At 63.3% G+C, this 26,103-nt stretch carries 21 protein-coding genes and 1 pseudogene; 12 read left to right on the top strand and 10 right to left on the bottom strand.

All coding sequences use genetic code 11. The annotated features are described in order from the left end of the window. The first annotated feature begins 74 nt into the window (after positions 1–74). From U1737_RS06700 to U1737_RS06685, 5 genes and pseudogenes are all read left to right on the top strand, one after another. The gene (locus U1737_RS06700; protein WP_332796088.1) at positions 75–1,724 is read left to right on the top strand and encodes a TolC family outer membrane protein; all 1,650 of its coding nucleotides are present in this window, start codon (positions 75–77) and stop codon (positions 1,722–1,724) included. A gap of 248 nt (positions 1,725–1,972) precedes the next feature. Continuing rightward, a pseudogene (locus U1737_RS20665) lies at positions 1,973–2,044 on the top strand (hypothetical protein); the annotation flags it as partial. A 52-nt stretch (positions 2,045–2,096) separates the two neighbouring features. Beyond that, positions 2,097–2,441 (top strand): hypothetical protein, encoded by a 345-nt coding sequence (locus U1737_RS06695; protein ID WP_332796087.1) that lies wholly within the window; start codon positions 2,097–2,099, stop codon positions 2,439–2,441. A gap of 95 nt (positions 2,442–2,536) precedes the next feature. Further along, on the top strand, positions 2,537–2,794 hold the full coding sequence (locus tag U1737_RS06690; RefSeq protein WP_332796086.1) for a hypothetical protein: 258 nt from the start codon (positions 2,537–2,539) through the stop codon (positions 2,792–2,794). 340 nt (positions 2,795–3,134) lie between these two features. Continuing rightward, complete coding sequence (locus U1737_RS06685; protein WP_332796085.1) at positions 3,135–5,048, top strand: Ig-like domain-containing protein; 1,914 nt, start codon at positions 3,135–3,137, stop codon at positions 5,046–5,048. Positions 5,049–5,152: 104 nt separating this feature from the next. On the opposite strand, the gene U1737_RS06680 is transcribed toward U1737_RS06685, so the two are convergent. Continuing rightward, complete coding sequence (locus U1737_RS06680; RefSeq protein ID WP_332796084.1) at positions 5,153–5,737, bottom strand: serine acetyltransferase; 585 nt, start codon at positions 5,735–5,737, stop codon at positions 5,153–5,155. 234 nt (positions 5,738–5,971) lie between these two features. Between U1737_RS06680 and U1737_RS06675 the strand changes: the two genes are divergently transcribed. Further along, positions 5,972–6,424, top strand: a complete 453-nt coding sequence (locus tag U1737_RS06675) for a hypothetical protein (protein ID WP_332796083.1) — start codon at positions 5,972–5,974, stop codon at positions 6,422–6,424. Then, positions 6,421–8,382, top strand: coding sequence for a M10 family metallopeptidase (locus tag U1737_RS06670; protein WP_332796082.1), 1,962 nt, complete (start codon positions 6,421–6,423; stop codon positions 8,380–8,382). The genes U1737_RS06675 and U1737_RS06670 overlap by 4 nt, the downstream gene beginning before the upstream one ends. A 58-nt stretch (positions 8,383–8,440) precedes the next feature. Here U1737_RS06670 and U1737_RS06665 read toward each other — a convergent pair whose 3' ends face one another. Further along, complete coding sequence (locus tag U1737_RS06665; protein ID WP_332796081.1) at positions 8,441–9,397, bottom strand: glycosyltransferase; 957 nt, start codon at positions 9,395–9,397, stop codon at positions 8,441–8,443. Between the two features lie 157 nt (positions 9,398–9,554). Between U1737_RS06665 and U1737_RS06660 the strand changes: the two genes are divergently transcribed. Then, positions 9,555–10,880 (top strand): hypothetical protein, encoded by a 1,326-nt coding sequence (locus tag U1737_RS06660; protein WP_332796080.1) that lies wholly within the window; start codon positions 9,555–9,557, stop codon positions 10,878–10,880. On the opposite strand, the gene U1737_RS06655 is transcribed toward U1737_RS06660, so the two are convergent. From U1737_RS06655 to U1737_RS06630, 6 genes are all read right to left on the bottom strand, one after another. Further along, positions 10,877–12,028 carry a glycosyltransferase family 4 protein gene (locus U1737_RS06655; protein WP_332796079.1) on the bottom strand — a complete coding sequence of 384 codons (1,152 nt, stop codon included), beginning with the start codon at positions 12,026–12,028 and terminating at the stop codon, positions 10,877–10,879. The genes U1737_RS06660 and U1737_RS06655 overlap by 4 nt on opposite strands. Before the next feature lie 14 nt (positions 12,029–12,042). Further along, positions 12,043–13,146: a cellulase family glycosylhydrolase gene (locus U1737_RS06650; RefSeq protein WP_332796078.1), complete on the bottom strand. Its 1,104-nt coding sequence runs from the start codon at positions 13,144–13,146 to the stop codon at positions 12,043–12,045. Between the two features lie 53 nt (positions 13,147–13,199). After that, a complete protein-coding gene (locus U1737_RS06645; protein ID WP_332796077.1) occupies positions 13,200–14,741 on the bottom strand; it encodes a lipopolysaccharide biosynthesis protein in 1,542 nt (513 codons plus the stop codon). Between the two features lie 72 nt (positions 14,742–14,813). Further along, positions 14,814–15,593, bottom strand: a complete 780-nt coding sequence (locus U1737_RS06640) for a polysaccharide biosynthesis/export family protein (RefSeq protein WP_332796076.1) — start codon at positions 15,591–15,593, stop codon at positions 14,814–14,816. Positions 15,594–15,608: 15 nt separating this feature from the next. Continuing rightward, on the bottom strand, positions 15,609–16,787 hold the full coding sequence (locus U1737_RS06635; protein WP_332796075.1) for an outer membrane beta-barrel protein: 1,179 nt from the start codon (positions 16,785–16,787) through the stop codon (positions 15,609–15,611). 91 nt (positions 16,788–16,878) lie between these two features. Beyond that, positions 16,879–17,793, bottom strand: a complete 915-nt coding sequence (locus U1737_RS06630) for a glycosyltransferase family 2 protein (protein WP_332796074.1) — start codon at positions 17,791–17,793, stop codon at positions 16,879–16,881. 183 nt (positions 17,794–17,976) lie between these two features. Here U1737_RS06630 and U1737_RS06625 point away from each other — a divergent pair, with 183 nt between their 5' ends. From U1737_RS06625 to U1737_RS06610, 4 genes are all read left to right on the top strand, one after another. Continuing rightward, the gene (locus U1737_RS06625) at positions 17,977–19,101 is read left to right on the top strand and encodes a GumK N-terminal domain-containing glycosyltransferase (protein ID WP_332796073.1); all 1,125 of its coding nucleotides are present in this window, start codon (positions 17,977–17,979) and stop codon (positions 19,099–19,101) included. A 142-nt stretch (positions 19,102–19,243) separates the two neighbouring features. Further along, positions 19,244–20,575 carry an AAA family ATPase gene (locus U1737_RS06620; protein WP_332796072.1) on the top strand — a complete coding sequence of 444 codons (1,332 nt, stop codon included), beginning with the start codon at positions 19,244–19,246 and terminating at the stop codon, positions 20,573–20,575. Further along, positions 20,572–21,936: a GNVR domain-containing protein gene (locus U1737_RS06615; RefSeq protein WP_332796071.1), complete on the top strand. Its 1,365-nt coding sequence runs from the start codon at positions 20,572–20,574 to the stop codon at positions 21,934–21,936. Before U1737_RS06620 ends, U1737_RS06615 begins: the two co-directional genes overlap by 4 nt. Continuing rightward, the gene (locus U1737_RS06610; RefSeq protein ID WP_332796070.1) at positions 21,933–22,826 is read left to right on the top strand and encodes a P-loop NTPase family protein; all 894 of its coding nucleotides are present in this window, start codon (positions 21,933–21,935) and stop codon (positions 22,824–22,826) included. The genes U1737_RS06615 and U1737_RS06610 overlap by 4 nt, the downstream gene beginning before the upstream one ends. 702 nt (positions 22,827–23,528) lie before the next feature. Here the strand turns inward: U1737_RS06610 and U1737_RS06605 are convergent. Together U1737_RS06605 and U1737_RS06600 are read right to left on the bottom strand one after the other, a co-directional pair. After that, the gene (locus U1737_RS06605) at positions 23,529–25,493 is read right to left on the bottom strand and encodes an acyltransferase family protein (protein WP_332796069.1); all 1,965 of its coding nucleotides are present in this window, start codon (positions 25,491–25,493) and stop codon (positions 23,529–23,531) included. A 386-nt stretch (positions 25,494–25,879) separates the two neighbouring features. Further along, positions 25,880–26,098, bottom strand: a complete 219-nt coding sequence (locus U1737_RS06600; protein ID WP_332796068.1) for a hypothetical protein — start codon at positions 26,096–26,098, stop codon at positions 25,880–25,882. Positions 26,099–26,103: the final 5 nt, after the last annotated feature.

The raw sequence follows: 26,103 nt of genomic DNA, 5'->3' as shown, positions 1-26,103 counted from the left end.
ATCATTGGGCTTGTGTAAAAATCGCGCTAGGGAATCGGCCGCCCGAGCACGGGCCGAGCGGGGGGAAATCGATCATGAGAATGCGTTTTTGGTTGCTAACCGGGGCCGTCATGTCGATGGGCATGGCGGCGGGGCCGGTGGCCGCGCAGGTTGGACCTGTGGTACCGGTAGACCTTTCGGTACCACCAGTATCGGGCCGTACCGATACGTTGGACCAGGCGCTGGTCGATGCCTATCGCAACAACCCCCAGCTGGAATCGCAGCGCGCGCAGCTGCGGTCGCTGGATGAAACCGTCATCCAGGCCAGCGCACCCTATCGGTTGCAGTCCAGCGTCGTCGGCAACGTCCGGTATCAGGAACAGGTTGTGCGCAACGTGTTCTTCAACGAACTGGTCACTAACCGCGCACGCAACAGCGGTGTATCGCTGACGGCATCGCAGATACTGTTCAACGGCGGTCGCACCGCCGCGCGGGTATCGTCCGCCGAGGCGACCGTGCTGTCGGGCCGCGAACGGCTGCGCGAGGTCGAGAACTTCATTCTGCTTGAAGTCGTCGATTCCTATGTTTCGGTGCGTCGCGACCAGCGTCTAGTTGAAATCCAACAGCGATCAATCCTGTCCTACCAACGACAGGTGGATCAGGCGCAGGCGCGCGAACGCGGCGGTGACCTGACCCGGATCGACATCGCGCAGGCCGAGGCGCAGCTGGGTATCATCCGCACGCAGCTGGCGCAGAGCGAAACCAATCTGGAACGCAGCCGGTCGAGGTTCGCCGCCGTCGTGGGCCGTAATCCCGGCACGCTTGCTCCACCGCCGCCACTGCCCGGCATTCCCGAATCCATCGACGTGGCCTTCCGCGTAGCCGAGGCGGAAAGCCCGACGCTGTGGCAGGCGATCCTGAACGAACGGTCGGGCCGTGCACAGATCGCCGCCGAACGCGCCGAGCGCAATCCCGTCCTGTCGGCGGACGCGTCGATCGGCATCATCGATTCCAACGGTATCGGGTTCAACAACCTGCGGCGCGGCGCTTCGGCGGGGGCCACGCTAACCATCCCCCTGCTGACCGGCGGCGTGGTTGATTCGCGCATCCGCCAGGCGATTGCCATCCAGCAGTCGCTGGCCTTCACCGTCGAGGCCAGCCGGCGTGGGGTCCAGTCGCAGGTCCAGAATGCGTGGAACCAGTCAATCTCGTCAGCGGAACAGGTCGCGATCGGCCAGGCAACATCCGAAACAGCGGCACGGGCGCTGGAGGGCGTGCGGCGCAGCTTCCAGGAAGGGTTCCGTTCGAATTTCGAGGTGATCGATTCCGAACAGCGCCTATTGAACGCGCAGATCATTGTCGCAAACGCCGAATATCAGCGATACGCTTCGCAGGCCAACCTGCTGACCTATCTGGGCCGGTTGCAGGCCGCGACACTCAGCCCCGCCGTAACGACCTATGACATGCAAGCCAATCTGGAACGGCGCAAACGGCAGCAGATCGATCCGTTTCAGATCATCGTTGGACCGATCGACCGTTTGGCACGGGCGCCGGACGATCCTCGCGACGCACCGGTGGTACCTGCTACCGCGAACGCGGTGCTGCGCACGCCCGACACTCCGGGCCCGACCCGGCCGTTGAGTCGCGCTCTGCCCGTCAACGAAGGGCAGGGCCGCCCGGACCTGCCCGACCAGAAGCAGCCGGCCCCGTCGCAGACACAGGTTAAGGCTAAGTCCCGCAACTGAGCCAGCCCGCTTCGGAAGGCGCCCTAGTCCGCGGGTTCCGAAGCGGTGCCGACCGTGTGGCGGGCACGCGAATAAGCGCTTTCCTACACGCTTCGAATTTGAAACATACCAAGAACATTGACTCATGATGGTTCACGAGGTTCCATGGCAGATCCGTTTGCCCTGCATTCCGACAGCCCCATCGCCCCGCCCGCCGGCTGCTGGCCATCCAGCCTGACGACTAGCAGCCACTGCCCCATACGTCCAAGATGCTGTATGTCAGCGATACCGCCGACGTCCGCTTCGTCGGCGTGCCGACGGGAACCATCCTGCCGGTACAGACTAGCCATGTCCGGCTGACAGGCACGACCGCCTCCAGCCTGATCGCGTGGCATGGCGATCACCGGTCTGACTCGCGATCTGGCCGGGCGCTGGTACGTCGGCAACGGCCGCACGACCCGGCATCCGCTGCTGTTCAGCCGGATGTCGCCCGATCTGACCACGATCGAGGCGGAGTTCATCCTCACACGCCTTGGCCTGTCCGCCGACATGGCCGGTTCGTGTCAGGGCATGACGCTGGACCGCACCGACGGCAGCCTGTGGATAGTGGTAAAGTTGTCGGGTGCGTCCGGCACCGACAGCCATCTGGTCCGGTTCGACCCGGCGATCGGTACGGTCCCGACGCCGCCCGTGCCGCTGTCCGCCGGCACCAACGGCATAGCATGGGATCCTGCGTAACACCGGCGAGCTGATCGCCTGCGACCGGTCGGGTGCCGTGCGGTCGGCACCGATGCCCCTGCCCGCCAACAGCGACCAGTGCATGAACGCCATCGGTGCTCATGGCGATCCTGCCCGGCGAGCTGCTGGTCACGGTCGGCCTGAACGGTGTGTCGGGCACGATCTACCGCTACCGCCGGCTCGATTACGGCGGATTGGCGCTGGTCGCGGTCGACACGCTGAACGGCGCGGACGCGATCGAGGGCATATGGATTGACGACACCGACATCCGGGTCGGCAACGATGCCGCGACCCATTCCGGTTCGCCGCGGTTGAACCGAATCGACCGCTATGCCGACGATTCGCACGCTTGAGACAATAAATTGTTCCAATAAATCTTGCCGCTGGTCCCGGCCTGGCGACAAAAAGAGCCGACTACCGCATGTGCATACCGTATCATCGCGGGACGCATGGCATCATCGTCGATACTGAACGATGAGCTTTTTCCAAGACGGAACGACGCGGCGATGTACCTCGAAAGGCTCCACAAATTAAGTTCACGAAAAAAGGCTTAACGCCCGACTAACTGCGTGGAGTCACAGTTATGGAACTTCGCTGCCGGTATCAATCACGACGGGGGGCAGGGAAGGCGCACCGAACCGGTGCTGCAGACTCTGACCTGCGGATATAAACTCATACTTTCGCGAGGCTGGGATGACGATAACAAGTGCGGCTACAAACAACGAAGTTTTCCTTCAGGGCACTTATCTTGGTATCGGCATCAATGCTGATGGCACGTTGGGTACGACCAAGGCCGCTCCCAAGGGCTTGGTAAGCGACACTGCCACGGGACTGTTGCGCGTCGGCATGATCGCCGACTTCGACGGCTTCGGGGTCGGTAACAAAATGGCGCTGAACGACGTCCTGCTGCAAGGCCGCGCGATCGAGGGCTTCAACATCGGCTACAAGACCGGTGGCAGCACCTTTGTGCAGAGCAACATGCTGCTGACCGGCTTTTCGGAAGTCGACGGTACGTTGGCCGACACGTCGAACAAAGCCGTCGCGTCGGCCACCTGGAACGGCAAGACCACCGAGAACCTGGGCATTTCCCAGAAGATCTCGCTGGCGGACGATGCCAAGTACATCCGCATCGACGTGACGCTGACCAACCAGTCGGGCGCGGCGATGACCGATCTGCGCTACATGCGCTCGTTCGATCCCGATCAGTCGGATAAATATGCCACCACAAACAAGATCGAGAGCCAAGGTGTGGATGGCGCACTGGTATCAGCCTATCTGACCGCGACCAACCCGTTCTTCCTGTATTCGAACGATGACCGCGCGGTGGCGTCGTTCTACGGCTTCGTGAACTCCGATCCCTATGCCGCAGCGGCCTATGACAAGCCGCAGAAAGAAGGGTATACGGCCAAGGTCGACCAGACGTTGAACCTGACCTTCGGGCTTGGCACGCTGGGAGCGGGGGCATCGACCACAATCACCCTGTACATGGGCGTGACCGACAATCTGAAGGCGACCATCGCCCAGATCGATTCGCGCGAAGGCACTTTGACCACACCGCCTCCGCCGCCGGTAACCAACGACGCGCCCGACGCAGTGAACGACAGCTTTACGCTGAAGCAGGACGCCAGCGTCAAGGGCAACGTCCTGACCAACGACAAGGACGCCAACGGCGATGTGCTTAGCGCCTTGCTGAAGACGGGTCCTGCGAACGGCACGATTAGCTTCGCGGCCAATGGCGGCTTTATCTATACGCCCAAGGCAGGTTTCAGCGGCACCGACAGCTTTGCCTATACCGCATCGGACGGCACAGCGACGGATTCGGCGACGGTCACGCTAAGCGTCGAAGCCGCACCGCTGCTGCCACCAGTCCTACCGCCGGTTGTTGTTCCGCCGGTCGTCACAGACCTGCTGAACCGTGCGGGTACGATCAACGGGTCGTCTGCGGCCAGCGAAATCCTGACAGGGAAATCGGGTGCGAACAGCTTCTTCTTCGACGAGGGAGTTACCGGCAACGACCGCATCCTGAACTTCGAGAAGAACGACGTCCTCGTCCTTGAAAAGGCGCTATACGACGGTAACAAGGACGGCATCATCGCCTTGTCGGGCAACGTCCTGTCGATCGATGCACCCAAGGCCGGCGACATGCTGCGGATCGACGGCGTGAGCGCGCTGCGCTTCCTTGGCACCGACGATGCCGGCCACGCCGTCTATGCCGATGCCAGCACACGTCCGCGCGGGGCCAAGGAAAGCACCCTGGCCGACAACGCCTTCACCGGTGACAAGGGCGACAAGAAGAAGGACGTGTTCTTCTTCGACACCGCGCTGGGTGCCGATCTGGGTAGCGACACCATCAACCTCTTCGGTAAGCGCGACCTGATCGCGACGACGACTAAGCTGGCTGACGGCAACAACGACGGGATCGTCACGGGTGACAACGGCCTATTCGCCCTGTCGGACGGTCTGGGCAGCATTGAGTTGAAGGGAACCAGTGGCGCGGCGGTGTCGTCGATCGAGTTCGACGGCGCGGTCGTCCACGGCGACGTCACCTATTATGTCTACTCGCTGGTCGGTTCGACCGCCACCAATACTAGCGATCTGGGGTTCTGACACTCTGATCCGGCCATGCGCGATTGCGCATGGCCTGCAAGGCAACGCACGCTCCGCCCTGGCAACAGGGCGGGGCGTTGTCGTTGGCGACGACCCGATGGCCGTTACGGCAGCAGGCGAGCCGGCACGCCGACCGCGGTGCGGCCGGCCGGAACGTCCCTGATCACCACCGCATTCGCGCCGATGCAGGCCCCGTCGCCGACCCGAACGGCACCCAGCAGCTTGGCCCCGGCAAACACCACGACATCGTCGCCGATCACGGGATACCGGTCTGCCGCGAAGTCGCCGCGCCGGGCGCCGCCCAGCGTCACCTGCTGATACAGGACGCAGTTGCGGCCGACCCGCGCACCGGCACCGATCACGATTCCCTGAGGATGCGGCAGTTTCAGTCCCGGTCCGATCTGGGCGCCCACCTGCAGGAAACACCCATAGTCACGCGAGAGTTGACGCCGCGCCCAGTCGCGCAGCCGGCGTCGGCCCGGGCGGTCGAAATGCTGCGACAACCGGATCAGCGTCACTGCCCGGTAACGCCCGCCACGGGCATGCAGCAGCCACAGCGCCCGCAGGATCGTGATCGGTCGGCTCGGCTCGGCTCGGCTCGGCTCTGGGCCGTGGACATCGAACGCCAGCGCCTCAAGGGGCGTGGGATCCTTCGGGTTGTTCCGGTCGACCTGCTTACACGTTGCCATGCCGCCCCTGTTCACGCTGCTCACCGCACCTGTATGGTCATATGATACCATCGCCAAGACCCACCTGCCGGTCCGAACGTCTTGATACCGCGCCCCTGCCCCCGAGTCTGCCGATGCTGGTGCCCCTGCCGGTGATGCTGGTGCCCCTGCCGGTACTGATGCCGGACTTGATTATGTGCTTGTTAATAGAATGTTAATAGGTATCATTTGCGGACACATACGGAGTTGGGGACCATGCCTGTGCCGATGGTTGATGCCGTAATCACTACCACGCAGGTCGCACGACCTGCCCCGCTGTGGCACGGCGTCACCACGATTGTGCTACATTGCCAAGACACGCGCGCCAAATTGTGCAGACAGTTGGCCGAGCAGGCCCGGCGCGATGCACCGATCCGAATCTCGACCATTGACGAGACTGCGACTGACGAGACTGAAACCCTCGCCACGCTCCGCGTCAGCGCGACGTTCGGGGAGACTGACAGCGCGCTGTCGCTGACACTTGCCGCCGATCGCCCGGTCGAAATGGATGACGCCCAAGGCAGCCTGTTGCCGCGGCGCTTTGTCGCTGCCGTCGGCGAAGGCACCACGCAGTTTCTCGATCGCGCCCTCGACGCCTTCCTGCCGTGGCGGGGCCGGCGCGGTCCGGGACGCATTATACATTTACCAAGAGGGGAGACTTTGAAATGAGCAATCACAGCAGCGATGTACCTTCGGTCGAACGCGACTGGCCGGGCGTAGGCGGCGAAACGCCTGAAAGCCTGTCGCTCGATCCGTTCGCTGGCGGCAGCGCCAACGGCAAGATTATCCTGACCATCGGTCAGGCGGCAGCCAACCTCAACCGTACTGGCGACAGCTGGTATCTAAATAATTATGGCGAACTGGACGACGGCGTCCTCAATTTCGGCTTCTGGGCGAATTACGAGGAACTGGCGAACAGCTATTACGTCAATGCCACCGGGACGAGCGCGTTTACCGAAGCCTTTGACCGCGACGCATTCTCGGTCCTGAATGCTGGGCAGCGCACCCTGGTACGCGAAGGCATCGCGCTGTGGGACGACCTGATTGCCATCTCGTTCCAGGAAACCAAGTCGTTCAACGCCGATATCGTCGTCGGCAACACCGATACCGGCGGTGCCCAGGCCTACGCCTATCTGCCGTTCGGGGACGTTCTTGATGCATCCTATCTGACCATCGGATTCGAGGAAATCGGCCGGCTGGGCGGGGATGTGTGGATCGACGGTTTTGTCAGTTCGAACTTCACACCGCTGGGCGACAGCTATTATGCCAAAACCACGGTCGTCCACGAACTGGGCCATTCGCTCGGGCTGAGCCACCCTGGCAGCTATGATGCGCTCGACGATAACGATGGTGACGGCGTGCCCGATCCCATCACTTACGCCAACGACGCGGCGTATGCGCAGGATACGATGCAATATTCGATCATGAGCTACTTCGACGCCTATGAAACCGGGGCGCAGCATATCGACTGGGCGAACCTGCGCTTCGGCTATGCCGCGACGCCGCTGGTCCATGATATCGCCGCGATTCAGCGGATGTACGGCGCAGACCCGACCACCCGCACCGGCGATACCGTGTACGGCTTTAATTCGACGGCCAACCGCGCCGAATTCGACTTTACCCAGAACGCCGCGCCGATCGTGGCCGTCTACGATGCCGGTGGTAACGACACGCTCGATTTTTCGGGCTGGAACACGCCGTCGACAATCGACCTGAACGGCGGTGCCTTCTCGTCGGGCGGCGGGATCGAGGCGTTCGCGTCGCTGGAAGCGGTGAACGCCAGTCGCGCAGCACTGGGTCTCGCCCCCCGCAGCCAGGCGACCTACGACGCTTATACCGACCTTGCCGCCGATCTTGGCCTGACGACGGGTCTCTACAGGGATAATATCGCCATCGCCTATGGCACGGTGATCGAGAACGCCATCGGCGGCGGTGGCAACGACCGTCTGATCGGCAATCAGGCCGACAACCGTCTGACCGGTGGAGCTGGTCGCGATGTCTTTGAACTTCGCAACGGCGGCACGACCGGCGTCGATCAGGTGACCGACTGGATGCGCGGCGACATGCTAGCCGTGGACAAGAGCCTGCGCGACGGCAACGGCGATGGCATCATCACCTGGACCGGTTCTACGCTGCGGCTCGACACCGGCGACAGCGATGCGGTCCGCCTGACCGGTGCCAGCGGCAGTGGAGGCCTGCGCCTAATGGGCGAGGTCGACGGCACGTTCTATTATGCCGATGCCCGTGTCGCCCCAACGGCGAAGAAGGGACAAGTCGTCCATGTCAGCGACTTCGGTGACAATGCGCTGGGCGGCAGCAGCAGCCGGACGGTATCGGACGTCTTCTTTTTCGACACCGCCAATCCGGTCGCCGGCCTGGGTAATGACCGCGTCAACTTCTCGGCGCGTGACCTGATTGTCACCACCACCGCACTGACGGACGACAATGCCGACGGCATCATCCGCTTCGACGGTGGTGCCCTCAACCTGTCGGGTACCGGCGGCACGGTTGCGGTCACGGGTACCAATACGCTCGAATATGACGGCATGATCGAACAGAACGGCATGCGCTATTACGTCTACAGCGCGGTCGGATCTTCGTTCGGCTTAGGCAGCATCGATATCTGATGCCGGATCGGGGCGGATCGTATCTACGGCCCGCCCCGATAACCTGTTCGGGAAATACTTACTGCTGGAACTGCTTCATGCGACGTTCCAGCATAGGCCGTCCAACGCTGCGCCACAGGACAGGATTGAGGTGCAGCGCGGCCAGCGCGGTGATCATCCGCAATTGCCGGGCCGATCCCTCGCGGTTGGCTCGTTTCACAATTGCCCAGCCCTGCTCGATATCGCCCTGCACCATGCGGTGCGCGCCGTGCCATGCCAGCTTCCTAGCCAGCATTTCGCTAGGTTCGCGCAGAAACGGTGCCAGGTGGCCGTGCCGTTCGATCGGATCCTTGCCACCGGCGTCGACCACCCGGGCGCACTGCACGGCAAAATCAGCCAGATAACTTTGCAGCAACATCTTGCCCGGATCGCTGCTGACCCCGCCTTCGGGTTTGAAGCGACGATACAGCACTTCGGGCACGATCGCATAGTCGCATAGGCGTGACATTCGCAACCACAGGTCGCGGTCTTGTGCAAACCGGAAGAAATCTCGATAACCACCGACCTTGTCATACAGCGACCGGCGAAACATGACCTCGCCGTGGGTGAACAGGTTGCGCTTGAGCAGCGTCTCGTGAAACGGCAGGCCTGTCGGCGGCCGATATAGCCATGGATCGCCACTGCCAGTCGCATCGGTTTCCACCCAGCAGCCCAGGACCCCGATATTTGCATTCTCCGAAAGACACGCGGCCTGTCGCGCGATGCGATTGGGCAGTGATATGTCACCCGACCCATGGACCGCGACGATTTCTCCGGTGCTGGCCGCAATCGCTTCATTCATTGATGCGACGAAACCCCGGTTTTCCCGGGTAATAATCCGCAACCTTGGGTCGTCAAGAGCGTGCAGTTCGGCGACAGTATCGTCGCGCGAACCGTCATCGACGATTATGACCTCCAGATCTTCATGCGACTGGGAAAGCAGGCTGCCCACGGATTCGGCGACCGCCGGTCCGCGATTGTAGAAGGCGCTGACCACGGAGACTTTGGGCGAATGTGGAATATGCCTGTCCTTCTCAATTTCCGGGCCTTGAGCAAAGGCCTTTGCCGTTAAACCACTGTCCCACGCGCCGCACGCCCGTTAATATGGTGTCGTGCAAAGAAGCAAGCGGGCATACCCCGGGCGGGGTCGGTGCATGATTATCTTGCCACGAAAGGGCCTTTTGTTGAGCAGTTTTTCATCCGCCACAGGTCTGGCGATCCCGGCCTGGCAAGCCGAGGAGACACAACGGCCGCTGAAACGGTGGATCATCGTCGCGACCCCGGTTCTTGGCGTAATCTATAACGCCATTCTTGCCCTGCTGGGTGCGGCTGGCGTGCCTGTAAATTATACTATCGTTTCAGTCGTGGAAATATTGATCCTGGTGACAGCACTGGGCGGTTGCCTGCTGGACGGACCGCGGCGCAGCGACCTGCTGCCAATGCTGTATTTGGGATTATCAGTCGCGCTTGCGCTTTTTATGTCGCTTGCCGCCGACCGTGCGTTTGTTGAAGGATTACGTAACGTCCTCATTATTGTCACATTCACTATGCTGGGGGGGCGCGCCGACCTGAAATTGGTCCGTCTTGCCTTCGCATTGTGCGCCGTCATTACCTTGGTAGTATTGCTGATCGAAATATCGAGTCTCGAAACCTATGCTGCACTGTTCCGTCCAGGCGATTACCTAACGAAGACGCGCGGCTTGGCCGTTAAGGAGTTCTATGAGGATACTGGCCTGGCGATGGGCACCATAGCCTATGAAGGCCGGTTCAGCTTCGGGCTGTTCGACGGGCCGCGGACCTCCTCCATCTTTCTGGAACAGGTGAATATCAACATCTTCGCAATTGTGCTGATGGTTTATATCACGTCGCTCTGGGGAAAAGTGTCTTGGCTTGAACGGGGATTAATGTTGATTACGATCTTTATGATCGTCGTAACCAACAATGCGCGGATGTCGGCGATCATCGCACCAATTTTCATCGTCGGTTATTTTTTATTTCCGCGACTGCCGCGCTATGCGAACGCTCTTATTCCCGTCCTGCTTCTGGCAGGAGCATTCGTTCTGTTCGAATTCGTTGAAGTACGTTCCGGCGATGATCTGGTCGGACGCATCGCCACGACTTATCGGGCATTGACCCGATTGACAGCCGGAGAATTGCTTCTTGGCAACTATGCCTTGCTTCCACGCAGCGGGGACACCGGTTACGGTTTCATTATCGTCTCGACGACTATATTTGGTGCTTTGGCCTATTGGGTCTATCTGACACTAGTTATCGGACCGGACAGCGTGACGCACCGCCGAACATTGTGGTCGGTAAACGTCTATATCTACATGTGGTTGCTAGTCGGCGGCACCGGTTCGTTCTCGATGAAGACCGCACCGCTGCTGTGGCTGCTCGTGGGCTATGTCCGCGTGACGCATTTTGAGCGCAAGGGTGCAGGCGCCCGGTCGCCGGGCCTGACCGCAGCTGGCGGCGCCTAACCCCCGCGTGACGCCAGCACGCGGCGATACAGCGCCTCGAACGCGTCGACATGGCCGCGCCAGCCGAAACGACCGGTCAGCGTCGCGTCGATCGTCGCTGCATCGGGCATGGTTGCACTAGGCCAGTTGCGGGCGAACCCCTGCGCCGTCGCCGGGTCGGCGAAATCGACGATATGGCCAAAGCCCAGCCCTTCGACCGTGCGGCGGAACGGCGGAATGTCGTTGAGCAGCGGATACAGATGCGCCGATGCCCCCTCGATCGCGGCCAGTCCGAACCCTTCATAGGTCGATGCGGAGGCATAGACCGACGACCGACCGATTAGCGTTGCGATCTGCGCGTCGCTGGGGGTGTCGATCAGCTCTACCTGGTCGGCGATGCCCAACACCGCGGCCTGCGCCTGCAACGACTCCAGCGTCACCCCCATCGGCCGTCCTGCCAGGATCAGCCGCCAGTCAGGATCGGCCGCGACCAGTGCCGCGAACCACGCGACCAGCGCCGCCAGCCCTTTGTTGGGGGCAAGCCGTCCGAAATACAGAATCGTGCGGGCGTCGCGCCGCGCCAGCCCGCGAAACTTGTCGACCGTGACGCCGTTCTCGATCAAGTCGAGATCGCGGTGCCGGATCTGTGCAAAGCGTTCGAAGTCGGACTGGCTCGACGCCGCCACCCCGGCATAGCGGGTCAGCAGTGTGCGGGTGACGCTCTGGAAATACAGCAGTTTCATCCGACCGGCGAACTGCGTATGGAAAAAGCCGCCATGCGTCGAAAGGACCAGCGGACGACGATGGACAGGTCGGGTCAGCGCCAGATAATCGGACAAGAAATCGACGCCGTGGACATGCACCAGATCGGGGGCACCCAGCGCCTTCAGTACCCCAGGTGCCAACGGATAGCGTTTGGACCCGCGCCACGACACGCGGCGTATCTCGATCCCGTCGTGCGTTTCCGCATGGGGCAGCGTGCGCGCGGCGGGATCGTCGAAGATCGTGTCGAGCGTGACGACGCGGACCCGGTGGCCGCCCGCGACCTGATACCGGGCCAGTTGCAGCACGCATTCCTCCATCCCGCCGATGCCGGGATGGAATTGCCGCACGACATGAGTGACACCAAGCAGCCGCGCGTGCGGCGCGATAGGTGGCGTGTCTGGCATAGTGTTTCCTCGGGTCAATTGGCGCGGGCGGCAAGGCGCGGGCTAATTGCCTGTTGATAGACGGATGGCGGGCAAGTCGTGCGCTGCGCATTGGGGCATTCGATCTTGAAGGGGTAGCGATCGGGCCACAGCCGCCCGCCGCCCCACCAGGTAATGCCGCGCAGCACGTCGGCATTGGCGCGGATCGCACGGACCGCTTCGTCGCCGACGGCCTTGCAGCTTTCGGGAATGCCACGATAGTTTCCGAATGCCGCTTCGGTGATATAGCCCTGCAGGCCGCGCTGGCGCAGCTGCGCGGCGAACGCGACGAACCCGCTGCGTTCGCGCGCGGTGCCGTTGCGCTGGAGGCACGCTGCCGCCAGGCCCGACCCATTGGCATCGAAATACCGGTGCCCGTTCATATAAGTCCGGCCCAGGGGGTCGAGCGGCCCCGGTGTCCGGTCAAGCGCACAGCCGGCGCTCTCGCATGGCTTGTCTCGGGCCTCATGCTTGTCGAAGCGAGTCACCGCCGACCAGCCCGGCCATTCCAGCAGGATCGGATGGCGGATGCCGCCGCGACGCAGACCCGCAACGATCTGCTTGGCATCACTGGCCCAATGCATCCATTCGACACCTTTGGGTTCGTTGTTCAGGTCGAGCAGAACTGAACCGTCGTCGGGAAACTGGCGGGCAAAACGCGTCCAGAAGGCAATCTGGGCTTCGACCGGAGGCCAGCCATAATTGTGGTTGTCGAGGATGAACGGCACGTCGCGGCTGCGCGCATAATCAGTCAGCGTCCGCAGTTCGGCGATGCGATCGGGCGTCATCCGGTCCATTTTGAAAGGATAGCGGATCATGTCGAACCGCAACTGCTCTACATTATAGTGCAGATCGGCAAGAGTTGGTCGTACTGCGTCGGTGCGCTGCGCCTCCGCCCCCGACAGGTTCACGCCGAACCGCGGCAGTGTCGTGGCCGGCGCGGCGGGCGACGATTCCTCCGACCCGGCGGCATCGCCTGCTATCAGCGAACCGATCGACTCTTCGCCTGTGCGGTCGACAAGGAGCGTCGCGACCGCCAACAGCGATAGCGCCAGAAACGCGAGTGTCAGCACCGCCAGCCCCCATCGGCGCTTGCGCATCGGTAGAGGGCGCGACGGGAGCCGGGATGGGGGGGGCACAGCAAGCGTCGTCATCACCGCGCCTTTCGTTTGCGGAGCCGACCCGTTAGCCGACCCGCGTCGCCCAGCAGTTCGAGCACGAAATCGCCTAGCAGCCAGCGTGGCCGCCACACGATCAGGATCACCCCCAACACCGTGATCGCCGCACCGATCGCGGCCAGGATCGCGATCGGTGGCTGGCCACCGGCGCGCATCCCGAAGACGACCGGAGCCGCCACCAGCGTACAGGCCAGGGCGAGCAACGCACCATGGCCGTGGACCGCCACGAAATCACGCAGGCTGACGCCCGCCAGGCGACAGGCGTTGTAGTTGACGATAAGGTAGAAGGCGACGACCGCGATGCAGACCGCGGTCGCCACCGCGACGATGCCATGCGGATAAGCGATCAGGCAGCCTCCGATCACCATGCCGGCATACACGATCTGGTTGGTAATCATCGGCCCGGTCGCGGCCTTGGCCCGTTGCAGTGATCCGCTGATCTTGGCACCCAGACGAAGGTAGGTGACTGAGGACAGCACCGCGAACGGCACGATCACCGCGACCCAGCGCGGGCCAAGGATGAACAGGATCATCTCAGGCGCCAGCAGCGCCAGCAGCGCCGAGATCGGCAACCCGAAAACCGCGGTCAGTTCCAGCCCGCGCAGGAACGCCGACCGCAACCGGGCCGGGTCATTCTGCACCCTAGCCATCGCCGGAAAGACAATCCGTTCGGCAATGCGGCTGTAAAGGTCCGCCGGCACGTTCATCAGGTTATAAGCGCGCGAATACAGCCCCAGCGCGGCGGCATCCATCGTCCGCCCGACGATCGCGTTGTCCGCGCGCAATGCGAAGAAATTGATGACCTTGGCCAGCGAGAATCCTGCCCCGCGCCGCATCAGCCGCGCCGCGCCGGGCCGCGTGAGCAACGGTCGCAACGGCGGCCGTACCAGCAGCACCAGCCATACTGCCTTGATCAACGTTTCGGCCAGCGTGGCCACGACTAGCGCCCAATAACCCCATCCCGCCCACGCCAGCGCAATACCGATCACACCGGTCCCGATCACCCGCGACATCAGCTGCGCGATCATTACCCGCCGTACTTCGAGGTCGCGGACCAGCACATTTTCGGACACGATGCCGAACGACTGGATGATGAACACTAGCGCCAGCACCCGGATGACCGGTTCGACGCCGGGAATACCCATAAAATCGCCCGCGAACGGGGCGAGCAGTTGCGCCAGCACGAAATAGCCGATTCCGTTCAAGAACACGATCGTTCCGCCGATACGCAGGTCGGTTCGGGTAAGGGTCGGGATCTGCACGATTGTAGCACCAATGCCGACCTCGACCAGCAGTGATGCGAGCTGGATGAAGATGGTCGCGCCGGCGATGACGCCGAAATCGTCGGGGAACAGGATGCGCGCCAGAACGGCGATGAAACCGACCTCGACAACCTTGGACAACAGTTGCAGCCCCGTCATCCAGCCCGCACCGATGGCAAGCTTGCGCTTCATCGAACCCGCCGAGCCGCCGGGACGAATAGCGTCGTCGGTCTTGATGCGGCTATCATCAGTCATGCGGTTCGCCCCACTCGGCATCGACGGATGCCCGGCGCGGTCCGAACCGCGTCCGGGCGGAATGCAGGACGATCAGAAAATGCGCTCACGCACGAACAGGACGTCGCTAGGCTGGATCAGCGCCGACAGGTCGGCGTCGGTTTCCTTTCCGCCGCGATACAGCGTGATCTTGCGCTCCGATCCAGCCAGCGTAGGGCCACCGGCGCGGGCCAGTGCCTGGCGGATCGTCATCTGCGGCGTGATCGCGAACGTACCGGCATTACCGACCTGGCCGTAGATGTAATATTGCGGCGCTGCCGTTGCGAACAGCGCATCTCCAGGCAACAGCACGACGTCGGGGGCTTCGTTGCGCGAGATCGCGGTCAGGTTGTAACGTTCGACCGCACCGCTCGCGCGTCGCAGCACGACATTGTCGGCCGCCCCCGCCTTCAGCCCGCCGACACGCGCGACGATTTCGGTCAGGGTCAGCGGACGGTCGAGCGGGACGAGGCCGGGGCTGGCGAATTCGCCCAGCATCGTGACGGTACGGCTGGCATATTCTAGGATCTCGACGTTCACGATCGGGTTGGTCATCAACCCGCCGCGCTTCAGCTGTCCCTCGATCGCGGTCGCCAGCGCCTGCGTCGTCTGGTCGGCGGCACGCACACGACCCACCAGCGGCAGCGTGATCGAGCCGTCAGACTTCACCCGCGTCTTGACGATGGCACCGCCCTGCCCGTGGATCTGGACCTCGATTTGGTCCTCGGCGCCCAGCTGATACCCCTGCCAGCTCGATTGGGCCGATGCGGCCGGCACACCGGCCACTGGTGCCAACAACAGGGCGATCCCTGCAAATGCGAATGCCTTCATCATTCCGTCTCCGTTCTTTTAAAAGCTCATCGCTGCCGCTAGCGTGGCGGAGAAGCTGTCGTAGTCGTAGAAATTATTCTCGGCATTGCGTCGGCGATATCGGGTCGACAGGTCGAGGTTGATCGGTCGCGCCAGACGATAGCCGATTGTGGCGTTGGCCTCCAACTGCCGGTCCTGACCACGCGGCCCGAACTGGAACACCCGGTCCTCGCCCGCGAAATCGCGTTTCGACAGCTGGACCCCGGCACCCACCGACGTCCGCGCAGTCAGCTTCGCGCGCGCGCGAAACTCGGCGTTCTCCGACACGTAATAGCTCGTGCCCACGTTGCCGCGCCCGCTGACCTGACGGCCGAAGGCCACCGTCAGGGCAAGAGGCGGCGTTGGTTGATAGGTCAGGCTGCCTTGATAGGTCAGACCGGAAAATCTGGGTACGTCGACGGTTTTGGGATCGACATTGGTATAGCCGATCTGAAGCGCGGATTCGAACCGGGTGCCGACGTCGCGGCTGAAGCGCAGCGCGATCGTCCGCACATCGGTTTCGTCCCGCAGCAGCCCGGCCGGCGTCGGGTCGCGGCGGTTGCGCTGGATGCGGGTGATCTGCCCAAACAGTTCGAAATTGCCGATGCTGGGCCGGGCATAGGCAACACCGAACCGCGCATCGACAATGGACTGGTCGCGTTCGCGCCGGATTTCGGAATTTCTCACTTGGTAATAGCCCGCACCGACCGTGGGATAGAAACCGGCTGGGCGCGGACACGATGCACGGATGTTGTAATCCTGGACCGTGACGGCGTTGGTCACGATCTGGCCCAGATCCTCAAGGTCGGACTGGCCGCGCAGCACCGATACGGTCGGGGTGATCCGGCAGCGTGGCCCGAACCGCAGGTCGAGGCCACTGTTCAGCGCCAGATCCTCGCGATTAAGGAAGCGGAACCGGCTGTTAAAATTATAGCCGGCATAGCCGGTAATAAAGGCCCGCTGCCGGCCGAAACGTCGATCGAAATCCACCGCGACGCGCGGCGACATTGACACGTTGTCGGTCGGATTGTCGGTCCGCTGATCACCGATACGCAGGATGTTGCTGTCGTACACCTCGACTAGTTGCGCCGACAGCTTGAACTTGTTTTCCTGCGCACAGGCCATGCCCGTCAGCGACAGCTGGCTGACGCACATGCCAACGATCAAGCCGCGAATCATGAAGTTGGGTCCCCCGGGTCGCCGCGCTATCCGGCGGACGGCGATGCGCAAGTCGCTCTTGTTATGGCATACAACGGCGGGCGTCAAAGCTTCATGAACGGCTCGACTCCCCTCCGAACTGGAGCGCAAGCCGGTAACGGATTAGCGCCAGCCGGGTGCGATATGCGAACAGCATCGCCCCCGCCTTGGCCACCGACGGCGCGACCGCCGGGTCGAGGGCGGCAATATCGAGGAACGCGCGGCGCGGCGGTGGCAGCTGGCGCGCGCAGAAAGCGAGGCAATCGGCCCAGCCCGGCTTGCGGTCGCGCTCGCCGCCGGCGACCCGGCGCACCCGTTTCAACACCTCGGCCGGGCTGGACCGGGTGGGATGGCCGATGCGGGCGGCCGCGACATAGCGGCCCGGCCCGACCATTGCCCAGGCGCGATTGCCCCATTCGCGGTCGCCGCCCGATTTCATGCTTGTGGCGAACGGGCCGACCTTGCGCATCGTGTCGGCGGTGGTCAGCATGTTGGCGGTCATCGCGAAATGAACCTGTTCGACGAAGCGATGCTGCGGAAATCCCGATGCCAGGTCGAACAGTTCCGCGGCGCTCAAGGATAACGATCCGCCTGATGCTTTGCCCGATGCTTCGGTGGTGACCAGATCAATCGCGCCGCCCACGAAACTGGGCGGATCATTGCCGAGCAGCGGCGCAATGCCGTGCTCCAGCCACCCGGCCGACGGCAGGCAGTCGGAATCGGTGAAGGCTAGGATACGCCCGCGCGCTACCGCGATGCCGGTGTTGCGCGCGGCATAGGATCCCGGCGTGGCTTCGTACAGCCAGCGCACCATGGGATAGCGTGACTGCAGCGATGCCATGTCGTCGGTAGACGCATTGTCGACGACGATGATTTCCGCCTGCGCCACGATCGACTGGGCCAGCAGCAGGTCGAGGCACAACGCAAGTCGCGCACCGTCGTTATACGCGGGCACGATGACGGAGATGAGCGGCGCTGTGTCAGGCATGACCATATCCTTTTCCACTCAGGCGGTGCGTCGGGTCGATGTTCGCCGACCGCTTTTCTAGGTTTTCCGGGCGGTAGCAGTTGTCGTTGCTGCACCGCAACCGACTTGACCCTGTCGACCCGCAAGGCCATGCCGCGGCAGTGATCCTCGTGAAGCTGGGATCCTCATGGAGCTGGGAACGAGATGAACAAGGGCAATGTGGTCTTCATCTCCGCCTTCCACGATTACCGTACCGCAAAGCGCGCGAGCATTCATCAGATCGCCCACGCCCTGGCGCGCAGCGGTTATGACGTTTCGTTCCTTTCCACGCGGTTCAGCCGGTTGTCCCGGTCGAAGGGCGATTCCCGACTGAACCTGTGGGATCGGGCCAACCGCGCCGAAATGGTCGACGGTATCCGCTGCTATCTGTGGCGTACCCACCTTCACCCCTTCGCGACGGGCAACGCCCTGGCCGACCGGTTGATGGGGCCGATGTTCCGGTTGTACGCACGGTTGCCCAACCGCGATGTCGACGCCTTGCTGGCGGCGGCGGACCATGTCGTTGTCGAGGCGAGCGTTGCCGCGATCCTGCTGCGTCGCATTCGCCGGCTGAACCCGCGCGCGCGCATCATTTATTACGCGACCGATCGGCTCGCGACGGTCGGCGCGCATCCGTTCGTCCAGGATCGCCTGGCGCGCGATGCGGACCTAATCCACCATGTCAGTATGCGGTCGTGGCTGATGGCGCCCGATTTCACATGGGCGCCCGACCGGTTGACGCGGATCGGTTTCGGCATAGATCCCGCTGACTTTGCAGGGATTGGTCCCAGCCCCTATCCGGCGGGTACCCGTAATGCGGTGTCGGTCGGATCAATGCTGTTCGATGAAAGCTTTTTTCATCACGCCGCGGCCGCCTTTCCCGATGTCGTCTTTCACGTGATCGGCTGCGGCCGGCGGTTTACGGCCGCTGCCAACGTCATCGTGCACGACGAAATGGCCTTTCGCGACACCCTGCCCTACATCGCCCATGCGACAATCGGCGTGGCGCCGTATCTGGACGCGCCAGACGTCGAATACCTGGCGGACACCAGCCTCAAGCTCGCCCAGTTCGAATATCTGGGGCTGCCGGCGGTATGCCCCGATTTCGCGGTAGGCGACATCGAATCTCGGTCCCCCTACCGCCCGGACGATCCTGCGTCGATCGAACGCGCGGTGGCCATGGCGCTGGCCGCTGCTAGCACGATCCGGCCTAGGTCCTTTCCGCGGTGGGAGGAAATCGGCGAACGGCTGCTGCATCCCGAACAATATCCCGATACCGGGTTGCCATGAAGAGCGAGCCGTAAAGAACGGGCCATGAAAAATGGGCAGGACTTGTCCAGACGTCGGTTAGGTCATAGGCAGACAAGGATGCGGTTCAAGATTGTCTCGTCGGAGAAGGGCAGCTTCATTTCCACGGCTGCCGGAGATAGTCATGTTGCGTGAATGGTTCGGACATGTGCGTGGCTGGCTGACGGGCCAGCGGGGTCTGCTTGCGCTGCCTGATCCGTTGCGCAGTGCGTCGCAGGCGGCTCATGCCCCGGCACGGCGCGCGCCGCCCGCGTCGCCACCGGTCGCACCCGAACGCGCGGTGCGGATGGCGGAACGGACGCGCACCTTGGCCATCCGGCTGTTCGGCGCGCATCAGCCCGTCGACAGTCCCCGCGATCTGTTCGGTCGCCAAGGCGAACTCGACAGCCTGACCGGAGCGGTGATCGATTCGCACATGCACGCGGTGATCTATGGCCCGCGCGGCAGCGGCAAAACGTCGCTTGTTCGCGTGTTCGGCGACCTGGCCGATGCGCGGGGCGTGTCGGTCATCTATTTGTCGTGCGCGGGTGGCGGCGATTTCGGTGAACTGATGCTGCCGTATCTAGACGAGATCGGCCCGGCTACATTCGGCATGCGGGCTGATGATTTCGCACACGCGATGGCGCTGGTCCGCACGTCGCCGACACCGCGCTCGGTTGCCACGATGCTGGCCCGCGTCGAGCGCGAGGACGTGATCTTGATCCTTGATGAATTCGACCGGCTGGAGGACAAGGCGACGAAAGGGCAGATCGCGCTGCTCATCAAGCTGCTGTCGGACATGCGGTCGCGCGTCCGCCTGATCTTCGTGGGCATTTCGGGCGATGTCGGCGACCTGATTGACGTCCACGCATCTGTACGGCGGCATATTCTGGCGGTCGGACTAACCCCGATCGCCGACGACGACGTCGAACGCTTTATCCAGACGACGAGCCAGGCGATCGGCCTGCAGTTCGACGACGAGGCATTGGCGCTGCTGCGATGGCTGGTATGCGGTTCGCCCTATCACATGCGCCTGCTCAGCCTGCACAGTTGCCTGTGCGCGATCGAACGCGACCATCGTTTCGCCAATACCGACACCGTCCTTGCCGGCGTCGTGCGCGCGCGCGAAATCTGGCGCGAAACGAACCTGCGCGACGAGGCGCTGTTTGCATCGCTGGTGCGCGATAGTCGCTTCCCGCTGGCCGCGATCGAGGCTTTTGCCCAGACCGCGGCGATGCGGCTGGAATTTACGCCCGACGACCTGACCCGGGCGCTGGCCGGGGCGGGTATCGACCCGGCGATCATGCCGCAACTGATCGAGGCCCTGTCGCCGGCGCTGGGCCGCCTCGACGAAGGAGCTGCGCGGCTGGCGTTCGAGGATGTATTGGCCCCGCAGTTTCTGCTGACCTTCTGCGCTGTGGAACGGTCGGCCAATCAGACCGGCCCGGCCCGGATCATCAAGGGGGAAGGGCGATGAACGCCTGGGATTATATCGAGGCACTGCGCGCCCGCTGGCGCCTGATCGTCTTGGCGACGCTGGTCGTTCTCGCGGTGGTGGGCGTGTGGACCTTGACCTCGCCCAGAACCTATACCGCTGCGGCAACGCTGTTGTTCGACACGCAACAGGCCGACCCGGTCGCATCCAAATCCGGGGCGGGCGGCGCAGCAAAGGCCGCGGCGGTGATCGGCACCCAGGCGGACATCATCCGCAGCGTCTATGTCGCGCAACGTGTCGCCGGCAATCTGGCCATGGACCGCAACCCCGAACTGGTCCGCCAGTACCAGGCATCCGGCAGCACGCTGCCGATCCGCGAATGGATCGGCCGGCGTATTACAAAGCCGCTCGATATCCTGCCGACCCGCAATACCAGCGTGCTAGCCGTCAACTACAAGAGTGAGGATCCGGCTCTGGCGGCGCGTCTGGCGACCGCCTTTGCGCAGGCCTATGTGCAGATCCAGCTCCAGCTGCGCATTGATCCGGCACGGGTCTATTCGCAGTGGTTTGAAAGCCAGATCCGTGATGCACGCGGCCGCTTGGAACAGGCGCAGGCCCGACTGACGCGGTTTCAGCAGCAACGCGGGCTGGTTGGGGCCGGTCGGTTCGACATCGAACAGACGCAGCTGAGCGAACTGAGCCAGCAATTGACCGCCGCGCAGGCCGATGCAGCCCAGGCGCGCGCCAAGGCGGGCAGCAACATTGGCAGTTCGTCGGATGCCCAGCAATCGGCGGTGGTACAGGGCCTCGACACCCAGATCGCCGGCAAGTCCGCGGCGTTGCAGCAGCTGCGCCAGTCGCTCGGTCCCAATCATCCGATGGTGACGGCCGCCAATGCCGAGATCGCCGAGTTGCGTTCCAAGCGCGGCCAGGCGGTCGGTCTGGCCGTATCCGCCGTACAGACCGCCAATGCCGCCGCTCAAGCCCGCGCCGGCGCGCTGAGCGGCCTTGTTCAGGCCAAACGCGATCAGGTGCTGCGTCTGTCGGGGGCGCAGGATCAGATGGCCGTGCTTCAGCGCGACGTCGATACCGCCCGCAACGCCTATGACGCGGTCACGACACGCCTGAACGAAGTACGACTGCAGAGCGAAGTGCCGATGAGCAACGTCAGCCTGCTCGACCGTGCGGTCGCGCCGACCCTGCCGTCCAGCCCGAATGTCGCGCTGCGTTTCCTGCTAGGGCTGTTCGCGGGCCTGTTCGCCGGCATCGCTGCCGCGCTGTTCCTGGAATGGCGCAATCCCAAGGTCCGCACGGTTGGCGGACTGGTGTCGCTGACCGGCGTGCCGGTGCTGGCAGACCTCAACCGGGAGCAGAAGATTCTGGGTTCGGGAGCCATGGCATGAAGCTGCGTTCCAGCACGGGTAGAGGCCCGGTTGCGACATCTGTCGATCTCGGCAAGCCGGGCAAGGCCCGGCGAACGGATGCGTCGCTGATCGATACCGACAGCCTGAGTGCTGAGGATCGCGAACGCATCGTTCAGTATCAGGCACGTACTGGTGCCAGTATCGACGCCGCCGCGGTCGACCTAGGACTGATTGATCCCAATGTGATGCGCCAGGCGGTGGCTCGCCATGCCGAAGCGGGCGAACTGATTGATCCCGATGCCACCGGCGTCAACCGTGCGGTCGTCGCCGCCTATGCGCCCGACGATCCCCTGTCGGTGAGTCTGCGTGAGCTGCGGTCGTCTTTGCTGACCGTGCTCGATCTCGACCGTGATGCATTGTCGGTCATCGTGCTGGCGGGCTGCGGCACCGACGATACGGCGGGAGTGGCGGCCAATCTGGCGACGCTGTTCGCGCAACTGGGCAGGCTTGGCATCGTCGTCGACGCCAATTTTGCCGCACCGGCACAGGATGCGTTGTTCGGGGTCGCTCCGGTAGAAGGGGTGACATCGCTTCTGACCGGCGGCGCGGCGCGCGAGGACAGCATTGTTTCGACCCCGGTACCCAACCTCGATCTTATTGCATCCGGCCCCGTTATCTCCGGGTTGAGCGAGGCGGTGGAACGGGTGTCGCTGGTTGAACAGCTGCGCGCGTTGCGTGGCGGCTATCGCTTCGCCATCGTTGATGCCGGCAATCAACCCGCCGACGTCGTTGCGGCGATCGCGCGGGGTGCCGATGGCGTGCTGCTGTTGTCCGAGCGTCGCCATACCTCACTGAAGTCGGTGCGCGCCCTGATCGACCGTCTGGTCGCTAACGACGTGCCAATCCTGGGCAACATCCTAGTGCGTTGAGCCACCAGGTTGAACCAGTTTGCACCGCCGGTACGGCAGGGCGGGAGGCGTGGTCAATGCTGCGGCATCGACCACGACCGGCAACGCCGCCCCGGACCGAAAAACCCAAGATCGGAAACCCCGGCGGGCTAGGCGTCGCCCACGGGAGGGATGACAGTGGTGCCAACCGGACGGAAGCCACTCCGGGGGGGCAGTACCCTCGCGGAACTGACTCAACCGCCGTGCCAGGATCGGGCGACCGATCCGCACCCACAGCACTAGACGATCGTGAAGCGTGGCCAGCGCGCGGATCATTCGGACCTGTTGGCCCGGACGCTCGCCATGCGCGTTCGACGATGGGCCAGCCCTGTTCGACCTTGCCCTTCACCATCATCAGCGCGCCGAACCATGCACCGCGATGAACTGGCCGCGACTGACGGCGATGGCCTCGTTCATGGATGCCAAGAACCCACAGTTTTTACGGCCGATGGTCGTCAGCCGTGGATCGACCAGCGTGTCATCACGCGATCCGTCGTCGACGACAACGATAACTTCTAGGGCGGATAATCCTGCACCAGCACGCTGCCGACCAATTCCACCAGCCGACCGGCACGGTTACAGAAGGCACTGACCATCGAAACGAGCGGGACTGCGAACATTGAACAAGCTTCTGCATGCCGGCACAGATGTCACCACACATGAAGGGGGAAACCGGCTATCTGGTCAGGGCTGGCTACTCGAAAACCGGGCGGAGGCGATCGCCGCTGCCGTCTGGCGGGCCACGAACCATGCCCCTTCGTTGGTCAGGTGATCGTCATCGCGGTAGAGCATTATGTCGCCCGCCACCGTCTGGCACCGGTCACCGGCACAGAAGGAACGACGCGGCAGGATCACGGTCACGCCGGCGGTCCCGGTCAAGACGCGATCGGCCTTTGGCCCCCATTCCCGGTCGGCGGCGACGGCGCGCGTACATTGCGCCCTGCCCAGCCCCGACTTGGCGGCACGCGCCAGACAGGTTGCCGGCCAGAAATCGAATTCGGGTGTCGAGCCGATCAGGATGATTGCCGGCCGCGGTCCGGCCTGGGTTCGGATGCGCTGCACCATCTGCGTGAGCTTGTCGTGCATCTGGCGGATGGCCGCCGGTTCCGACTTCAGGTTGGCGGCACGGCCTGGCAACGACTTTGACCAGCGCGAACTGATGACGATCGCGCGCAGGTCGGGCTGCCTTGCCGCCTCGGACAGCGCCTTGCGATGGAAATCCGCACAAGCCTTGCGCCGATCGTCGGTATCAAGAATCGCCAGTGTGTCGCATCCCGAAACGCTGGCCTGGCGGAAGACAAATCCCTGTTCGCGGCCCAACCGGTCGAACCCGGCGGCGAGGTGATCGGCATGCGAGTCTCCCCATAGCAGCACCTGATACCCACCATCCGGGTGCGGTGTACCGCCGGTGCAGCGACCGACCGGCCCTAGCACGTCGGTGCCGGCGTCGTTGTGGCAGACTTTGCGCAGCGGGTTGATACTCTCGACCGCGCGTTCGGCGGCAACCACGTCGGGGGCGGCAAACGCCTGAAACCCGCAGGTCGCGAACAGCCCGGCCCCTGTCAGCATCAATGTCGCACACGCCGCCACGCTGGCGACCAGAACCTTGCGCTGCGACAATGCAATCGTCCCCCGCCCGCGAAACGGTTTCTCGACGTAGCGTAGCGACAGCGCCGCCAGCCCCAGCGCGACGGCCACCGCCAATGCCGCCTCGATCGGTGTCAGTGGGCGGTTCAGCGCGATGCGCGGCAGCACCAGCAACGGCCAGTGCCACAGGTAGAAGCTGTACGACACCAGCCCGACGAACAGCATTGGCCGCCACGACAGCATCCGCCCAACACGGGTCTCCGCCCCCTGTCCGGCATGCAGGATCAGCAGTGCGCCCAGACACGGTGGCAACGCGGCCAGGCCTGGAAAGGGAGTCGCTTCGCTGTAGACCAGCATCGGAACCAGGATCAGCGCCAGCCCGGCCCAGCCTGCGCCTTCGCGCGACCAGCGGGTCCGCAGCGATGGTACCGCGCCGGTGGCCAGCAGCGCCCCCATGCCCAGTTCCCACGCGCGATAGGGCAACAGGTAGAACGCCTGCGACGGTGCATATCGCACCGCTATGATCGCGCCAAGCAGCGACAACGTGACCGTCACCCAGACGAACCCAGCCAGCAACCGCCGTCGCCCCATGCGGACCAGTGCCGCCGCGACGATCGGCCAGACGATGTAGAATTGCTCTTCCACCGCCAGCGACCAGGTGTGCAGCAGCGGTTTGTCGGCCGACGCGGTGTCGAAATAGCCGCTGTCGTTCCAGAAGACGATATTGGACACGAACAGTCCGACGCCGCCCAGACTTTTGCCGTAGTTCCGCAATTCGAACGGCGGCAGGATGGCGATCGCGGCCAGCGACGTGACCACCACCATCGCCAGCAGCGCGGGCAGGATGCGTCGGAACCGGCGTTCGTAGAAACCACCGATCGAGAAGGTGCCGGCCTCCGCATCCGAACGGATGATCGCGGTAATCAGGAAGCCCGACAGGACAAAAAACACGTCGACGCCGATGAACCCCCCGGTCAGCAACGTCGGGAATGCATGGAACAGGACCACGCCACCCACCGCAACGGCGCGCAGGCCATCGATATCGGTACGATATTTCAACACGCCACCACCCCGTTTCACTGTTCCGTACGCTGGCCTGTCCCCCTGTCTGTCAGGGCAGGCCCGGCTGCGGTCACATACTGGTCGCCTATCACAGCCACGGTTAAAATGTCCCGAAGTCTTGGTTTCAGCACTTCTACACTATGGCGCACTGCAGACGGTCCTTGATATTCCACGCCCGCGCCAGGATCGGTACGACGACATCCAGGGGTTGCGGGCGGTCGGCGCGCTGCTGTGTGGTTAGAGCGGGTATCGGTTTAGTGTCCGTCCGCTGCAGTCGCTGCCGCACCCTGATACCGTATCTTTCCAGATCGCTGGTGCCGATCATGATACGGGTCGGTCGGTCGGTCGGAAACCGCTTCCCAGTAACTCCGCCGTCGGCACAAGTTTCAGGCGCTGAAGCAGTCATGGAGGTGCGACGGGACCGCCGCCATCCACGCGACATGCGGGGGATAGGCCGCCGTCATGACCTTGCCGCCGGCCAGCAGATTCGACGCGATGATCGTCTCAGCAATCGCGCGGATTTCGCTGGGCGCTAGTATCTCGCTGATCGGATCGCCGCCCATGGTCTCGACGTCGGCAATCAGCTTCGCAATTTCGGACAGCATCATTG

The organism is Sphingomonas fucosidasi (genome assembly GCF_036663855.1).
In the GTDB taxonomy this organism is placed as follows: domain Bacteria; phylum Pseudomonadota; class Alphaproteobacteria; order Sphingomonadales; family Sphingomonadaceae; genus Sphingomonas; species Sphingomonas faeni_B.
Note: the sequence above shows the minus strand (reverse complement) of the source record. Positions and strands in the feature narration are given on the sequence as shown.

What these genes read in the sequence shown, in the direction of transcription:
- U1737_RS06700 (WP_332796088.1), top strand. Translation starts at nt 75, where the DNA reads ATGAGAATGCGTTTTTGGTTGCTAACCGGGGCCGTCATGTCGATGGGC.
- U1737_RS06685 (WP_332796085.1), top strand. Translation starts at nt 3,135, where the DNA reads ATGACGATAACAAGTGCGGCTACAAACAACGAAGTTTTCCTTCAGGGC.
- U1737_RS06620 (WP_332796072.1), top strand. Translation starts at nt 19,244, where the DNA reads ATGTTGCGTGAATGGTTCGGACATGTGCGTGGCTGGCTGACGGGCCAG.
- U1737_RS06655 (WP_332796079.1), bottom strand. Translation starts at nt 12,028, where the DNA reads ATGCCAGACACGCCACCTATCGCGCCGCACGCGCGGCTGCTTGGTGTC.
- U1737_RS06680 (WP_332796084.1), bottom strand. Translation starts at nt 5,737, where the DNA reads ATGGCAACGTGTAAGCAGGTCGACCGGAACAACCCGAAGGATCCCACG.
- U1737_RS06645 (WP_332796077.1), bottom strand. Translation starts at nt 14,741, where the DNA reads ATGACTGATGATAGCCGCATCAAGACCGACGACGCTATTCGTCCCGGC.
- U1737_RS06670 (WP_332796082.1), top strand. Translation starts at nt 6,421, where the DNA reads ATGAGCAATCACAGCAGCGATGTACCTTCGGTCGAACGCGACTGGCCG.
- U1737_RS06615 (WP_332796071.1), top strand. Translation starts at nt 20,572, where the DNA reads ATGAACGCCTGGGATTATATCGAGGCACTGCGCGCCCGCTGGCGCCTG.
- U1737_RS06640 (WP_332796076.1), bottom strand. Translation starts at nt 15,593, where the DNA reads ATGATGAAGGCATTCGCATTTGCAGGGATCGCCCTGTTGTTGGCACCA.
- U1737_RS06695 (WP_332796087.1), top strand. Translation starts at nt 2,097, where the DNA reads ATGGCGATCACCGGTCTGACTCGCGATCTGGCCGGGCGCTGGTACGTC.
- U1737_RS06630 (WP_332796074.1), bottom strand. Translation starts at nt 17,793, where the DNA reads ATGCCTGACACAGCGCCGCTCATCTCCGTCATCGTGCCCGCGTATAAC.
- U1737_RS06610 (WP_332796070.1), top strand. Translation starts at nt 21,933, where the DNA reads ATGAAGCTGCGTTCCAGCACGGGTAGAGGCCCGGTTGCGACATCTGTC.
- U1737_RS06600 (WP_332796068.1), bottom strand. Translation starts at nt 26,098, where the DNA reads ATGCTGTCCGAAATTGCGAAGCTGATTGCCGACGTCGAGACCATGGGC.
- U1737_RS06635 (WP_332796075.1), bottom strand. Translation starts at nt 16,787, where the DNA reads ATGATTCGCGGCTTGATCGTTGGCATGTGCGTCAGCCAGCTGTCGCTG.
- U1737_RS06675 (WP_332796083.1), top strand. Translation starts at nt 5,972, where the DNA reads ATGCCTGTGCCGATGGTTGATGCCGTAATCACTACCACGCAGGTCGCA.
- U1737_RS06650 (WP_332796078.1), bottom strand. Translation starts at nt 13,146, where the DNA reads ATGCGCAAGCGCCGATGGGGGCTGGCGGTGCTGACACTCGCGTTTCTG.
- U1737_RS06625 (WP_332796073.1), top strand. Translation starts at nt 17,977, where the DNA reads ATGAACAAGGGCAATGTGGTCTTCATCTCCGCCTTCCACGATTACCGT.
- U1737_RS06660 (WP_332796080.1), top strand. Translation starts at nt 9,555, where the DNA reads ATGATTATCTTGCCACGAAAGGGCCTTTTGTTGAGCAGTTTTTCATCC.